This is a genomic window from Brasilonema octagenarum UFV-OR1 (assembly GCF_963888615.1).
In the GTDB taxonomy this organism is placed as follows: domain Bacteria; phylum Cyanobacteriota; class Cyanobacteriia; order Cyanobacteriales; family Nostocaceae; genus Brasilonema; species Brasilonema sennae.
This window is the reverse complement of sequence record NZ_CAWPKW010000206.1, coordinates 12,873-29,329: the sequence shown is the minus strand read 5'-3', so window position 1 is coordinate 29,329 and position 16,457 is coordinate 12,873. Positions and strand designations below refer to the sequence as shown.

Sequence of the window (16,457 nt, the reverse complement as noted above, 5' to 3'; positions counted from 1 at the left end):
TTGGATTAACTCTCCCTTTGTTGAACTAATAACCACTATAAACAAATGCTAAATATTCACGAGCAATCAACTCAAGCAACTGCATCTACCAAACCGCGCCATATTCTCGAAGAAATTGTTGAGCATAAACAACAAGAAGTTGCGCTCATGAAAGAGCAACTGCCAATAGACGAGTTAAAACTTCAGATCAATCTTGCTCCCCCCGTACGAAATTTCTTGAATGCCATACGGCAAAATTCTACTCCTCCCAGCATTATTGCGGAGGTTAAAAAAGCTTCACCAAGTAAAGGAGTTATTCGTGCTGATTTTGAACCAGTAAAAATTGCCCAAGCATATGAGCGAGGCGGCGCGACTTGTATTTCTGTGCTAACTGACGAAAAATTTTTTCAGGGCGGTTTTAAGAATTTGCGACTCATTAGAAATAATGTAGAGTTGCCGCTACTTTGCAAAGAGTTTGTTATAGATCCTTACCAAATTTATCTAGCGCGAGTCAACGGTGCAGATGCAGTGCTACTCATTGCTGCTATTTTAAACGACGAAACACTGCAAGATTTTCTAAACATTATTCAGCATTTGGGCATGACTCCATTGGTGGAAGTGCATACCTTGACTGAACTTGACCGAGTATTGGCATTATCAAATGTGCAGCTTGTCGGAATTAACAACCGCAATTTGGAAAACTTTACCCTTGACATAGAAATCACAAAACACCTGTTGGTAGAACGTCAACAAAAGTTAAGTGATTTAGATATTACAATCGTGAGTGAGTCTGGTTTGTACACATCTTCTGATTTAGCTTTTGTATCTCAGGCGGGAGCTAAAGCTGTGTTAGTAGGAGAATCTTTAGTCAAGCAAGCTGATTTAGAGCAAGCTGTCAAGGAATTAAGAATGTAAAATCATTCTTGACCTCATCGTGAATTTTGCATTTTTGATTCTGCTTTTTCCCTATTAACTTATTGTCCACTTTTAGGATTTAATTAAGATGACTTCTATCTCAGAACAGTTTGAATATTTACGCACAAAAAACCAATGTGCTTTAATACCCTTCATCACAGCAGGCGATCCAGATTTGGAAACAACAGCCGAAGCCCTAAAAATATTAGACGCCAATGGTGCAGATTTCATAGAACTAGGAGTACCCTACTCAGATCCCTTGGCGGATGGGCCAGTGATTCAAGCGGCTGCTACTCGTGCGCTTAAGGGGGGAACTCGACTAGCTCATGTTTTAGAAATGGCACAAACAGCCACTAAGAGTGTGCGATCGCCCATCATCCTCTTCATTTATTACAACCCAATTTTAAATCTCGGCATCCAACAATTCCTCAAGCGAGTTGCTGATTCTGGAATCAAGGGATTAGTCGTACCGGATTTACCCTTAGAAGAAGCAGACAATTTATTGAAATGTGCGGATGCTGTAGGAATTGAAGTCACACTATTAGTCACTCCCAACACTCCCAAACAGCGAATTGAGGCGATCGCTCGTCAATCTCGTGGGTTTATTTACTTAGTTAGTGTCACAGGTGTCACAGGCGTACGTTCACAAATCCATACACGCGTAAAAGATGTCCTCAAAGAAATCCGCAGCGTCACAAACAAGCCAATAGCCGTTGGTTTTGGTATCTCCCAACCAGAACAAGCTCATCAAGTTCAAGACTGGGGCGCAGATGGAGTGGTTGTGGGAAGCGCCTTTGTGCAACGCTTGGGAGAAAACACACCGAACCAAGGACTGCGAGTTATTAAAGATTTCTGTACCGATTTGAAAGCAGCAATTACCCCCACTGCGGGAATTAGAAAGTAATATTTTCGGAGTTACGCATTTTCATCTTTTTCTCTCTACCTGCTGCAGTGAAATTAATTGAACTTTTTGATAGTTTTAGCATAAGTCTTGAAAATTCAGTTCCAAATTTCACGCATCAGGAGCCGACTCCTTTGGTGAAGCAGGAAATTAATGAGAAAGTGATCAATTTAAAATAAGTTTTACGGAGCAGATTCCATGTTAGCAGATACACCTAGAACGACTCAGCAACCCGATGCATTAGGCAGATTTGGTCAATTTGGGGGCAAGTATGTACCCGAAACATTAATGCCTGCACTTTCGGAATTAGAAACAGCGTATCAAAAATACCGCAACGATCCAGATTTTCAGGATGAACTACAGGGACTACTACGCGACTACGTAGGACGTGCTACCCCTCTATACCATGCCGAACGCCTAACAGCACACTACGCCAAACCAGATGGAACCGGACCACAAATTTACTTAAAAAGAGAAGACTTAAACCATACCGGCGCACATAAAATTAATAACGCCTTAGCTCAGGTATTACTCGCCAAACGTATGGGCAAACAGCGGATCATAGCTGAAACCGGAGCCGGTCAGCATGGTGTTGCAACCGCCACAGTCTGCGCTCGTTTTGGCTTAAAATGCATGATATACATGGGCGTCCATGACATGGAACGCCAAGCCTTGAATGTATTTCGGATGCGCTTGATGGGAGCAGAAGTTCGTCCAGTGGAAGCAGGAACTGGAACCCTGAAGGATGCAACATCAGAAGCGATTCGGGATTGGGTGACAAATGTCGAAACTACCCATTACATTTTAGGTTCTGTTGCAGGTCCCCATCCATACCCGATGATCGTGCGAGACTTTCAAGCAATCATTGGTAAAGAAACTCGCACCCAGTCTCAAGAAAAATGGGGTGGACTACCAGATATTCTGCTTGCTTGTGTTGGCGGAGGTTCAAATGCAATTGGGCTTTTCCATGAATTTGTCAATGAACCATCTGTACGTCTGATTGGAGTTGAGGCGGCGGGTGAAGGAATTAATACTGAAAAACACGCAGCTACTTTGACACTAGGTAGAGTCGGTGTTTTGCACGGCGCAATGAGTTATGTTCTGCAAGATGAGGATGGTCAAATTACAGAAGCACACTCTATCAGTGCTGGGTTAGATTATCCTGGTGTAGGTCCAGAACATAGTTATTTGAAGGATATAGAACGTGCTGAATACTACAGTGTGACTGACCAGCAGGCGTTGGAGGCGTTTAAACGTGTGTCGCTACTGGAGGGGATTATTCCAGCACTGGAGACTTCTCATGCGATCGCTTTGTTGGAAACTCTTTGTCCACAACTGACTGGTTCTCCTAAAATTGTGATCAATTTTTCTGGACGTGGTGACAAGGATGTGCATACTGTTGCAAAATTCTTGGATACTTTTTAAATGTCTTGAAGGGTTTGAAACAGGTTTCTAGTAAACATTGTTATTCAAAAACAACTGACGGGGGCGATCTCCGTCAGTTTCATAGTAAACGTTTACAGGAGGCTAGTAGTCCACCATACTAACTTTGCGGGGTAAACCCATTTTTATATTTATTCTTCTTTCTCTTCCTTTGCGTTCTTGGCGCTTTGGCGGTTCGTTCTTAACTCATCAAAGTTGCTGTGGTCGAGTACTAGCTCACGCTTTTGCCAAGCGATAAGCCCGAGGCTTAACGCTTGGCGTATCGCACCACCGTTATAAATTAGGGTGTCACTTTTGGCACTGTATAGATTTGTAAAAGAGCACTACAAGGTTTGTAGTAAGCACATAGCGTACTGATATAAGCGCTATACTTACTACAAACTTATTTTCATAGGTTTAAATTATCAAGTTCGATAGATAATTGTTACTAATTATTTCAAGCCTCATGCAAGATACTCAAATTTTTGATTTCAATACCTGGCCTGCTTTTTTTTCAGTTACTTTTATTAGATAATAAGCTTGTTGTTGAACAAGTTTTTTCAACTTACAGTGGTTTGCGACTGGATAAAATACAAAAATACAGGTGCAATATACCCTCGAAAGAAGTAGGGGAGCCAGTGCGAATGACGGCTTTCCCGACAGAGGCATCTGGCGTTGAGCATTGCAATGCCCCCCCTACACCAGATGTGTATTTGAGTGAGTGAAAAAGTTCTATTTAAGAGACTTTGATCCGCATTTGTTACAAGTTATGCAATCGCAATTTTCACAAGCTTTAGACAGATAAAAATTGGGGCACCCTTGACAATGCACCAATTTTTGACAAAGTGTTGAATGGCTCATTTTACCGTTCATCCAAGTCAGATAAGTCTTTGTGAAATCGTGGTGAGAAATCCGGACTTTAAACCAAAGTGTGTTACTTTGTGATTTTTTGTTCAAGTAAAAGTTGAATTTTGGTCTCAAAAATAAATAACGAAATGCAGAAGAAAAAAGTGTCTGAGAATACGATTGTAAAAACTGAAGTTTGCGAAAGATTTTTGACTCATACAATTGCTTCTGGAGTCAGCCTGCTCAGTTTATTACTTTTAGGAACATGTTCAACAAAGGCTCAAATGCCTCCCACTTCAGGTGGTACACCAAATTTTGTCAGTCAAAACCAGGGAAAAAAAAGTACATCTGGAATGAATCAGGTGACAAATGTCAATCAACTGAGTGATGTTCAACCCACCGATTGGGCATTTCAGGCGTTGCAGTCTCTGGTTGAACGTTATGGTTGTATAGCAGGATATCCGAATGGTACCTTTCGGGGAAATCGGGCAATGACGCGTTATGAGTTTGCAGCTGGACTGAATGCGTGCTTAAACCGTGTCAATGAACTCGTAGCTACCGCAACAACAGATTTGGTGAGAAAAGAAGACTTGGCAAGTTTGCAAAAGCTACAAGAAGACTTTACTGCTGAGTTAGCAACTTTACGAGGTAGAGTAGATACTCTAGAAGCACACACAGCCGAACTCGAAGCCAATCAATTTTCCACAACGACCAAGCTACAAGGTCAGGCTATTATTTCTGTGAATTCTGGTGGGTTTGATGGTAGACGCATCATTGACCCCGCGCAACCCCCGACAGCTAATCCAATTACCAGCCAACCCAATACTACAGTTTTGTATCGAGCCGGTGTAGATTTAAACACCAGCTTCTTTGGAACTGACTTGCTCAAAATTCGCCTTGATACTGGAAGTGGTATTGATGCTAGTCCAGCGAATGCTGGAAAAGACAACACTGCAGGTTTGCTGGAGCCAAATTTTGGTAGTGTTATAGACTACTCCGTCAAGCCACCCACAAATGGTGATATAGAAATCAGCAGACTGTATTACAGCTTTCAACTCGCTAATGACTTTAAAGTCACTATTGGTCCAAGTTTTTTCCCGACTGATTTTGTTGACTTCAACAGTTACGCTTACCTCAGCTTCCGAGACTTTAGCACTCTGGCTTTTGTCAATAACTTTGTTCTTTTCCCAATTAACGGTGCGAGTGCAGGTGCTGCAATTGATTGGAAGCCAGGTAATGGAGCATTTTCTGTGCGGGCTTTGTATGCTGCAACAGACTCAGCAAATCCTCTCCAACAGGGACCAGGAGTCATTCAGGGTCTTTCACCATTCACAAATATCTTATATTCCAGGCAATTTCGTGCTGCTGGTGGAGATCGCACCATTGATCCCAGTATTACAGGCGATCGCGGCTTCTTTGGAGATACCTATCAAGGTACGGTAGAAGTAGAATACGCACCCTCCAAAGCCTTTGCCTTGCGTCTGCAATACAGTGGTGGCGAACTTTTTAAAAACCGTTTTGATAGTTATGGCGTGAATGTTGAATTAACCCTCTCACAAAAGTTTGGTATTTTTGGTCGCTACGGTTACGGTAACTTTGATAACACCGACTTTGGCGACATCAAACCCAATTACTGGATGGCGGGCGTTGGAGTGCGAGACTTATTTACACGTGGTGCTTTAGCTGGGGTTGCTGTCGGTCAGCCATTTGTTGTCAATCAAATCGGGGATTCCACTCAGACTAATTTCGAGGCGTTTTATAACTTCCCGTTTAGTCGAGAGATCCAAGTCACACCATCAATTCAAGTGATTACCCATGCTGGAAATCAAGAAAGCAACGGCACAATTGTAACAGGTACACTTCGGACGGTATTTTCGTTTTAGCTTAAAGCGCCATTTATCCCAGTGCCAACTTTGTGGGCTAGCACTGGGATAGCGGGACTTATATATAGTTTTTTCCGATGCAAAGGGTCGAGTAGTTATATTTCTCTCGACCCTAACATAATAAAAACGCTTCATGTTGAAAATTAGTTTTACAGCTTTAGCCATTCACAACTCTCAATTTTTTAGAAGTATGCAGCAAACCAAACACAACAACTGTGATGATAATAAGAACTACACTTGCATAAAAGACTCCTTGTATTCCCCAAGCACCGTAAGCAAGACCTGCGAATAAAGGACCTAATGCTCTTCCTAGTGATTGAACTGTAACATTGAGTGCCATAAATCCAGCGCGGTAACCTTCTGGGGCAATTCCTGCTAACGTTGCTTGCAGAGGTGGAAAAATCAAGGCTACAGAAACACCAAATATAACAGAAGGAATGATTAGCAACCAAGCGTTATTAATAGCAGGCATAATCAGGAGTGACAAACCACAGAGAAGAAAACCTAACATGATTAACTTTTTTTCTGAAAACTGATTTGCCAAAAATCCCACTTGGGAAGCAACAAAGGAAAAAACGAGTGACTGACAGCAAATGATAATACCAATTTCTACTCCGGAAGCGCCTAATTGAGTTCCAGCAAGGATCGGGACATAGGTATAGAAAGTTCCTAACTCAATGACGAAGAGGGAAAAAACCGCAAACAGTAGCGCAAACACTTGAGGATTTTTGATATTGTTAAAGGTATTTTTGATATAGTTGCTGAAATTCAAATTTCCAGTGCTTTTTTGCTTGGTTGGTACTTTCAGATTCTTAGAAATCAACAGTGCAACAGGGAAGGCTAAGATTGATAGTAAAAACGGATATCGCCAACTTAACTCTCCTAATACGCCACCAATCAGAGGATAAATTGTAGCTGCAACCCCAATCATTGCGGAGTTAAAACCCATCGCAGTAGTGAGCATTTTACCGCTATATAAATCACTGATGAGAGTGAGTTCTAAGGACTCTAAGCTAGCAGCACCTACACCAGTTAAAAAGCGCCACTCTAGTAAGCTGTGAAAATTATTAGCGATCGCACACAATATTCCACCAACTCCAAACAATAACAAAGAAGGAATAAGAACTTTCTTTCTACCAATACGGTCTGCTAATGCTCCAAAAATCAAAGTTCCAACTGTCGTCGGCATCAAAAAAGTTGTCATGATCAATCCAACTTCTTGCGTTGGAATATTGAGAGATTTAGCAATGTTTGGCATGATTGGATTAATACCAACCACTCCACTTATTGCTACTAACGATATAGAAACAATCAGTAAAAGATTAGCATCAATTTGTATGCTCTTAGCATTACTGTCAATTCTACTGAGTGATGAAGTCATATTCTTATCTCCTTATTTTTTTTACTTACTTTGGACTAAGCTTTGATTGATTAACTATGAGTTCATTACCAGCAGAAAATGATGATTATGCAGCACCAACTCAGAACAAACACATTTTTTTTCTAAAGTGGTAGGCGCGTTGCGGTTCAATGACCTCACCAGGTGCTGTTTCGCTGAATTCGGTCGTTCCAAATGAAAAAGAAAATTTTTTTTAATCAGCGAATTTGAGCGTAAGCGCAAAGCGCACTCGCGAGTGGAGAGGTGTCCCCGAGGGCGCAGTGAGATTATCTATAGTATCAAGTTCGCTTAATCGCTTATAAAGCGCGCATTAACCGTGTTAAGCGTTAAGCGTTCCCTATTCCCCAAGTGAAGATGCTTCCTGATAAGTTCACACATCAAGTGCATAAAAAAAGTTTATGACCAGTATAAAACTTTTAAATCAATTTATTTACTGGAGGAACCGGAACATGGATACCACAACAATGCTCGATATGTGCAAATTGGCAAACTTCCCTGAAAGTAAGCACATCACCATTCTAGGCGCGGGAATTGCTGGCTTAGTTGCAGCCTACGAATTGGAACGTCTAGGTCATCAAGTAGATATTATGGAAGCTAGCCCACGTATCGGTGGTCGAGTTTGGACTCATCGTTTTGGTAATGAACCTGAGGCACCCTATGCAGAACTGGGAGCAATGCGTATTCCCAGCGAACATAAGTATACACTGCACTACGTCTCGCAAATGGGCTTAGATGATAAACTTTGCAAATTTGTCACAGTCTTTGAAGAACAAAACGCCTTCATGAACATCCAAGGAAAAATTTTCCGGATGAAAGACGCGCCCCGGCTGTTCCAAGAACGTTATCAAGGAATCTATACAGACAATCGTTATAGCGAGAAAACTCAACTCTTTGCTGCATGGCTGAAAACCATCATTGATACTATTTCTCCTGGTAACTTGCGTGAAAGTTTGGAACAAGATCTCAAATCACACTTAATGGATGAATTGGAAAGACTGAATTTAGAACCTTACTTTAGCGAAGACGGCGAAACTATCGACTTACAGGGATTCATTAAAGATAACCCAAGTTTTCGCGCTCGTTGCAGCAAAGCTTTGGATATGTTTCTGGGCGACATCTTAGTTGAAACCAGTCACGATTTATTACAACTCAAAGGCGGAATGGATCAACTCATCCAGCGTCTGGTATCATCCATCAAAGCTAATATTCAGTGCAACCAACAAGTAGTAGGACTGCGCGTACGTCAAGAGCACGTAGAAGTGGATTACTTGGTAAATGGACAGTTGCATACTCGTCACTGCGACTATGTGTTGTGCACCATTCCCTTCTCAGTCTTGCGGAAAATAGAGTTGAGCGGATTTGACGACAGAAAACTCGAATCAATCCACAATACTATATATTGTCCAGCAACCAAGGTTGCATTTCACACACAACAAGCTTTTTGGGAAAAACAAGGTATCAAGGGTGGTGCATCCTTCAGCGGTGATGGCGTTCGTCAAACATACTATCCTTCTGTGAAATTCAACCCCGAACGTGGTAGTACGATGCTTGCAAGTTATACTATCGGGGACGATGCACAACGCTTGGGAATGATGTCTGGACAAGAACGTCACGCTTACGTCAAGAACGTTGTTAGCAAAGTTCACCCAGAACTTCAAACTCCTGGTATGGTCTTAGATGTAGCTTCTATTGCCTGGGGTAATTACGAGTGGAGTGCTGGTGGATGCACTGTTCATTGGAGTGATGATATGTCTGATGAGTCTAACTATACTATCAGTTACTTAGAAGCTGCCAGACCGCAAAACACTCTCTTCTTTGCTGGCGAACATTGTTCTAAATATCCTGCTTGGCTTCAGGGTTCTATTGAGTCTGCACTTGAAGCTTTGTACGATATTATTTCTCACCGACAGCTAAAGAAAAGCACAACACAACACCCCGTTACCAAGAAGACAAATGTCAAGACTCTACAAAACAATCAACATCTGGAATATCCCGCAGCTTAATCATCTCGACTCGCCCCCTCAACAGGTTTGGATGGGGGCACTTAACAATTCAAAATTCAAAAATAAAGAATTGTAAATCTTGAAAATAATTTAAGAAATGTCACAAAATCTATAGATTTTATAGCTTTTGAGTCAGGACTTAGGCAAAGAAACCCGGTTTTTACCAAAAATCGTCTGTTTCGCAACCAAAGACGAACGAAGAAACCCGGTTTAACAGCAGATGGTGCGTAAGTCCTATGAGTTCTGGACGAGCTTACCCTGCTTGATCAAACAATCAAGCGCTCATCATACCTGCTTTTTTCTCTTCTTGGCTGCTTCGTCCCCGTGCATCACCTACGCATCCTTTAAATCTGTGACTGCATAAGTTGAATTCACTCAACTCTATATACTTCTAGTGACTTTCTGGCTATCAACCCTGACTCGTTCAAGGAGCGCTATTTATGAAGAAAAACAAAAGAAAACACGATAGTAGTATTTGAAACAACCACAATATATTAGGGAGCACAATAAAAATGTATCTACAATAATACCTAAAAGTAAATATGAGAGTGAGTTAATTTATGTATGAAAAATAACAAAAAACATGCTTATCAAGAAAACTAATACTTCACAAGCTTGCTGTCAATGATGTGTTTTTGTAACATAAATCTGGGCTGAAAGCTTTGCAGATAGGCTGAATTTTTACGAAAATCTCACATTATATTCCATTTGCAACAGAAATCAGCATTGTTCGAGAAAACAAAATCTTTGTTTCTTTCAAGTCCGATAACGGACAAACTTCCTGACTTTCCAAATGTACATGATGATTCAGTAAAGTGTTTTTTGTTTCCTAACTTCGTCTTTTTTATCCAAAGTCCTAAAAGTGGTTTTTTAAAATGAGTATTTTAGATTTTCCCCGCCTACACTTACTCGGTTTTGCCCGCATCCACGCCCCCACAGGACATAAAAATGGTCTCGTAGATGTCAGTAGCAACACCTGCTACATGAATGGTAAGCCCTTTGATGACCACCGTGGGGCGTCCGAGTACCACGAATACCTTCAAAATTTGGGACCTCGGTTTAACCAGCAAGGAGAATTGGATGAAAATGGTCCCTTCAGTATGGCGATGGGATGGGATTTTGGCGGTAACGGTCACTTTTCCATCGAAGCACAAATTGTTAGCACACAACGTGAGTTTGGACAGATTGACCAACGTGATCCAATAGTAGGACGCAGTGTTGATTTATGGGGTCACCATAACGACTACGTCAAAACAAGTTTCAATCGCGCCCGCTTTTTTGAGTCCGATCCAGCTTCCAACTGGACAAACACAATCATGTTGGGACACTTGACTTTCGGACGCCTTGGTGCTTCCAACGAAGTTCCATATATGGTTTCTGCACCAATTTCTGGGATGCAGTTAGCCCGTTGGCAAAATTTCGATCATATCCGCGAATTACCTGAACACTGCCTCAACAGCGAGTTTAAACGAGCAGCAGTTTATCAATTTACTATCCCCAAAGATGCTAAAGATTTCCTCTGGGGTGAAGAAGTCGCCCAGTCACCAACTGTATCTTTACTGCGGGAAGCAATGAATCGTGACGATGTGTTGGGACTGGTGGTGCAATTGGGCATTAGTAATATGTCTGCACCAGTGCAACCCGACTTACCAACGTTCTGGGAACTGCACGGAACTATTGGTTTGTGGTGTAAAGACCAACTCAGCACTTATCCTCACGGACGGTTACTCACTCCTCGACGTGCTGCTGAGTCGGAAACCAAATCAGCACAAATGTCTAACCTCACGCTGCAAGTGACTCCCCAAGGTGTGAGTTTAAATATGGTCACAGCCGTACCTTGTGTCGGACGCGCCCCTAAACCAGGACCCGGACCAACTCATGGGATTGGTCCCAAACTCGACCTCGGTGATTTGGAAGTACGTACTGTTGATAGCAAACGGCTGATAGCACGGATTCCTAAAGAAGAATATCAACGGGAAGCGCATCAACTTAAAAGTGGAATTGTAGATGTTCCACTAGTAGAAGAATTTGAGAATCTGCGCGACGAGATAGAACAGCAAGGTCTGTGTATCATCCAGACAGCAGCTAACGGACAACAGCAAATTCTTGTTAAAGAAGAAGAAATCAATCTTCAGGTAGATGACGCGTCTTTATTTTTAGAACATCCCAACTGGAAACTGGGTGAAGACCATGCAGTTGAGTTAGAAGTACGGTCTTTTGTCCGGGGACGCCCGACTCAAGTTGAGTCTGTCTACCTGCGTCAGTTCTACAACCCAAGAGCATTCCCCCAGCTACGTTACGAATTTGAAAGTAACCCTACCAACGCAGGTAAAACTTTCCACTTTCCCCGTAACTCTGAAATGGAAATTGTCCACTTCAAGCAAGGGTTGCAGAATTCTGAGGGAGAATTTACCCCCACATGTGCAATTTCCACCAATCACGAGGGGCGTGGTTGGGTAACTGTGCGCGGTGGTAGATCGGGAACAACACGGGTGCTGTTATCTGCTCACCCTGATGATTTACCTTGTGACCCTCATAACTTAGATGAAGCGGAAATTGCTTACGACAATGATGATAAACTGGGCTTCTGGTCTGGTGCTGGCTTCTTGGCCGTGCGGGTGTTAAGTGATGACTGGCACTTGGACGAAATTCAAAATGCAGCTGTAGATTTTAACTTAATTTACGAACACGTCCTCGCTTTCTACGAGTTAAGTTTCTCGTTCATGAAAGTGGATGTTTTTAGTCTCGCTGACCAATGCAAGGTAGAAACCTATGCACGTCTGATGTGGCAGATGTCTGACCCCCGCAACAAATATAAGACTTACTATATGCCGCCAACGCGGGATATGTCCCAAGCTAAGTCGATGCTTCTGCTGAAGTTTCTGCAAAATCAGCAGCGAGTCGGCTATGTTCCGCCTGCAACTCCAGAACCAAAGCGTAGCCAACGCACACTCCAGACACGCGAGGAGTTAGTAAGTGCCTTGAAACAGGCGGCGGAGTTGGAAGTTGCTGTGATGTTGCAATACATTTATGCAGGATACTCTGTTCCTAACTACGTCACAGGTGAGGAATACGTACGTCGAGGTTTGTGGACTCCCGAACAGTTACATTTAGCTTGTGGCGACGGGAAAGAAGTCCGAAGTTATGGGATGCGGGGTGTACTGCTGGAAGTCTCCCGCGAGGAAATGATTCACTTTTTGATGGTAAATAATATATTGATGGCAATTGGGGAACCTTTTTATCCAGCAGTTCCCAACTTCAGGGAACTCAACGGACGCTTTCCCATTGATGTAGACTTTGCCCTAGAACCATTGAACGCCACCTCCCTACAGCGTTTTATGCGTTTGGAGATGCCCGACTTTTTGGAAGAAAACCTAAACGACAAGTCTGGAGGAGGGGATCCGACAGTTCACCGCCTACATGGTTATGGTTCTTTAAGCGAACTGTATCACCAGATTCGGGAAGGGCTGAAGAATATTCCAGATTTATTCATGGTCAAAAAGGGTCAAGTAGGCGGCGAACATCGTTTATTTATACGCGATGACTTTAACAAAGTTCACCCAGATTACCAGTTTCAGGTAGACGACCTCAAGAGCGCACTTTTCGCGATCGACCTCATTGTCGAACAAGGAGAAGGATGTCACGCCCAATCACCAAAATTTGAGCGTTCTCACTATCAACAATTTCGTCGTCTGGCTGAAGCACTTTCTCATCAACAGGTGAGTGATGGCGAGACGAAAGGCAAAGCCCCGTGGAACCCCTCTTATCCTGGTTTGCGTAATCCCTCCTTAAATTACCGAGATTACAACACTAACGTTGTGACAGTCCCCCAAACCAGAGCAGTCATGGAAATATTTAACGAAAGTTATTTTCTAATGACGCAACTTATGGTACAACACTTTGGGTTAATGCCCACTGGTAGCCTGCGGCGCTCAAAGCTGATGAATGCTGGTATTGACGTGATGACTGGTATGATGCGTCCTTTAGGAGAAGTGCTGATGAGTATGCCTTCAGGCAAAAACGGTAAAACAGCCGGACCATCCTTTGAGATAGAATCTCCTAGTTATATCCCGACGCCAGAAGTGGCACTTCAAATCATTGCCCGTCGATTTGAGCGACTAGGACAGCGATCGCGTGAGTGCGAAGCCATCCCCAACAGCGTCTGCGAAATCTTTGATTTCTACGCCAAATTCTTTGATGATTTAGCTCGTCATCCCCAGTCGTTGGCTCATTGAGTCAGTGAACAGTGAGTCCAGCGCTGCAGGCGGGTTTCCCGCCGTAGGCGACTGGCGAACCCGAAGGGTGAACAGTTATCAGTTATCGGTTTTCTAATTTTCTTGTCCGCGAGTACAAAAAAAATGCATAAACTCATTTTTCCGACGGTATGGATAACTATCAACCGATAACAACTGGGTAACTGAGTCATGAAACTGTACTACGCTCCTGCATCATCTTATTCCCAACGAGTCCTAATCGCCCTGTACGAGAAGGGAGTTGATTTTACAGCGATTCCGGTAAATCTTTTTGACCCCGAAAGCCGTGAAGAGTATATGCAAATTAACCTTTTTGCCAAGATACCCACCTTAGTAACTGACAAAGGAAATGTCATATTTGAGGCTAATATAATCATTGAATACCTTGACCAACGTTTTCCAAATACATCCCGCCTCATTCCTGTTGATTCAGAAGAAGCCCTAGAGGTGCGGATGGTGGAACGGATGATTGATGTGTACATTAACAATGGACGGGAGGCGTTGTTTGCTGATACCCAACGTCCGGTTGAGGAACGAGGCAAAAAAGAGGTTATCAAAGCAAAGCGGTTATTGGAAACAGCGATCGCCATGCTTGATGAAAAACTCGCCACTCGTACCTGGCTGGGAGGCGAAGAGTTTACAATCGCTGATTGTGCTGCTGCCCCCACCTTCGCTTACCTGCGCATGGTTTACAACTACAAACACTTTCCCAATTTGACAAATTACGTCAAACGTTTGGAGTCCAGATTATCCGTAGCGCAAGTTTTTAACTCCGGACGTAACCAGATGACACAGATGCTGTCTGAACTGCGCAATCCCCTGCAACTGGTGCCCTTGGAAAGTTAGAAATCTCTAACTAGCGCAGGAAACTGCAAGCAACATATGAAAAAAACACTCTTTTCCCCGTTTCCTGTTAAGCGTTCCCTATTCCCTACTTCTAACCCCTGATTCAAAACTTTTTATTGGAGATAAAAAATGTCTAGTTCAACAATTGAAAGATTAAACCCGTTTATAAAAGAAGTTATCCAAGATCCCTACACCGTCTATCGTCGCTACAGAGAGGAAGATCCCGTTCATTGGGGAGTATCAGCGAATCCCAAGTTGCCTGGTGCTTGGTACATCTTCCGTCATGAAGATGTCATGAAAGTTCTCGAAGACCGGAGATTTGGTCGCGAGACTTTGAACGAACGAGAAGATGTTGAAACCACGCCAGTGCCAACAGCATATAACGCGTTCTTGGCTCTCGTCAGTAATTGGATAGTCTTCCGGGAACCACCCAATCACACACGACTAAAATCGCTGGCTAGCAAGGCATTCACCCCAAGAATTGTTGAAAACATCCGTCCAGCCATCTACGAAATTGCAGACAATCTGTTGGATAAAGTTCAGAACCGTGGTGAGTTGGACTTGGTTGAGGAGTTCGCTTTCCCTCTGCCAACTAAGGTCGTTGCTATTATGCTAGGTGCTGATCCCGAAGATTTGCCGTTGTTCCGTGAATGGGCACTAGCGATGCAACATGCCAGCGCCTCTCGTTTGCAACCACCACCAGAAGTCTACCAACGTGCAAACGAGGCTGCTCAATCATTCGTCGATTATTTCACGCCTTTAATCACAGAACGACGTACCAATCCACGTGAGGATCTGATTTCAGCTTTAGTTAAAGCTGCTGATGAGGGCGACAAGCTGAGCGACTTTGAAATTGTCGCCACATGCACCCACCTGCTGACAGCAGGACACGAAACCACAATTAACCTGATTGCCAAGGGTGCACTGGCGTTACTCCAACATCCAGAAGCACTCAAAAAGTTACGCTCTCACCCCGAACTCATTCCTGCTGCAATAGAAGAGTTCGTCCGCTACGACACGCCAATCCAGATGGTTACACGCTGGGCTTATGCAGACGTTGAGGTTGGCGGCAAGTTGATTAAGCGTGGGGATAGCGTAGGAGTGATGCTTGGCTCAGCTAACCGAGATCCTCGCCAATTCAAGAACCCCGATGTTCTGGATATACAGCGTGCAGAAAACAAACACAGTGCCTATGGCGGCGGTATCCATTACTGTCTTGGTTCATCGCTAGCTCGTGCTGAAGGTCAAATTGCCATGAATGTCTTGCTCAACCGTTTGCCTGAGCTTCGTTTGGCAGATGAAAAAATTGAGTGGGCAAACAACATTGTGTTTCATGGTCCTAATCATTTGCACGTTAGTTTTAAAAAACCTGCGATCGCTTAATTCACAAATTTTAGATTTTAGATCCCCTCTAAAATTTAGGCGTTGCTTTCGAGTAAGTATGACAGAAAAAAATCAAATGTCTCAAACACAAGTTCTGCAGTGCCTTCACGCCTTACCGTTAATCAGCAACGCCTAAATCAAAAATTAAAAATCTAAAATCTAAAATCATACAAACTCTGCCCATAAAAAAATTGCAAATAAGGTACAATCATCATGAACGTTATACAAGGTTTGACAAAAGCTCTCGTCTACGTCACAGACATAGACAAACAAATTGATTTTTATCAAAATAAATTGGGTTTAACAATCAAATGTCGGCAAAGTATAGAAGGACGTATTGATAAACAATGGGTGGAGTTTATCACAGGTGAATGTACCTTGGTTTTGCACGGCAATATGCAGAAGCAAATTGGTACAGATAAACCCACACTCTTAGCATTTCATGTAGATGATATTGATGCTGCTTATAAAGAATTGACAGAACGCGGCGTGAAACTTAGCGCAATTCGTTCTCCCTCGCCTGGGTTAAAAATTGCCGAAGGTATTGATCCAGAAGGTAACCCGTTCAGTATTGATTGTCAAAAATGAATGATTGTCAGCAATAGAAATAAAACCAAAATAGATAAA

10 protein-coding genes are annotated in these 16,457 nt (G+C 42.9%); 9 read left to right on the top strand and 1 reads right to left on the bottom strand.

Going from position 1 to position 16,457, the window contains the following annotated elements:
• The first annotated feature begins 45 nt into the window (after positions 1 to 45).
• The 4 genes from trpC (at position 46) to AC5590_RS15415 (ending at position 5,946) form a co-directional block, all read left to right on the top strand.
• The gene (trpC, locus tag AC5590_RS15430; protein ID WP_169264479.1) at positions 46 to 894 is read left to right on the top strand and encodes an indole-3-glycerol phosphate synthase TrpC; all 849 of its coding nucleotides are present in this window, start codon (positions 46 to 48) and stop codon (positions 892 to 894) included.
• A gap of 88 nt (positions 895 to 982) precedes the next feature.
• Positions 983 to 1,798 (top strand): tryptophan synthase subunit alpha, encoded by an 816-nt coding sequence (gene trpA, locus AC5590_RS15425; RefSeq protein ID WP_169264478.1) that lies wholly within the window; start codon positions 983 to 985, stop codon positions 1,796 to 1,798.
• A 195-nt stretch (positions 1,799 to 1,993) separates the two neighbouring features.
• A complete protein-coding gene (gene trpB, locus AC5590_RS15420) occupies positions 1,994 to 3,220 on the top strand; it encodes a tryptophan synthase subunit beta (protein WP_169264477.1) in 1,227 nt (408 codons plus the stop codon).
• A gap of 992 nt (positions 3,221 to 4,212) precedes the next feature.
• Positions 4,213 to 5,946, top strand: a complete 1,734-nt coding sequence (locus AC5590_RS15415; RefSeq protein ID WP_169264476.1) for an iron uptake porin — start codon at positions 4,213 to 4,215, stop codon at positions 5,944 to 5,946.
• A 157-nt stretch (positions 5,947 to 6,103) separates the two neighbouring features.
• Here AC5590_RS15415 and AC5590_RS15410 read toward each other — a convergent pair whose 3' ends face one another.
• Positions 6,104 to 7,327: an MFS transporter gene (locus AC5590_RS15410; RefSeq protein WP_169264475.1), complete on the bottom strand. Its 1,224-nt coding sequence runs from the start codon at positions 7,325 to 7,327 to the stop codon at positions 6,104 to 6,106.
• 467 nt (positions 7,328 to 7,794) lie between these two features.
• Here AC5590_RS15410 and AC5590_RS15405 point away from each other — a divergent pair, with 467 nt between their 5' ends.
• The 5 genes from AC5590_RS15405 to AC5590_RS15385 all read left to right on the top strand — a co-directional run bounded on the left by AC5590_RS15405 (position 7,795) and on the right by AC5590_RS15385 (position 16,418).
• On the top strand, positions 7,795 to 9,348 hold the full coding sequence (locus AC5590_RS15405) for a flavin monoamine oxidase family protein (protein ID WP_169264474.1): 1,554 nt from the start codon (positions 7,795 to 7,797) through the stop codon (positions 9,346 to 9,348).
• A gap of 875 nt (positions 9,349 to 10,223) precedes the next feature.
• Positions 10,224 to 13,583, top strand: a complete 3,360-nt coding sequence (locus AC5590_RS15400) for a ferritin-like domain-containing protein (RefSeq protein WP_169264473.1) — start codon at positions 10,224 to 10,226, stop codon at positions 13,581 to 13,583.
• Positions 13,584 to 13,772: 189 nt separating this feature from the next.
• Positions 13,773 to 14,447: a glutathione S-transferase family protein gene (locus AC5590_RS15395; protein ID WP_169264472.1), complete on the top strand. Its 675-nt coding sequence runs from the start codon at positions 13,773 to 13,775 to the stop codon at positions 14,445 to 14,447.
• A 129-nt stretch (positions 14,448 to 14,576) separates the two neighbouring features.
• Complete coding sequence (locus tag AC5590_RS15390) at positions 14,577 to 15,830, top strand: cytochrome P450 (protein WP_169264471.1); 1,254 nt, start codon at positions 14,577 to 14,579, stop codon at positions 15,828 to 15,830.
• A 213-nt stretch (positions 15,831 to 16,043) separates the two neighbouring features.
• Positions 16,044 to 16,418: a VOC family protein gene (locus AC5590_RS15385; protein ID WP_169264470.1), complete on the top strand. Its 375-nt coding sequence runs from the start codon at positions 16,044 to 16,046 to the stop codon at positions 16,416 to 16,418.
• Positions 16,419 to 16,457: the final 39 nt, after the last annotated feature.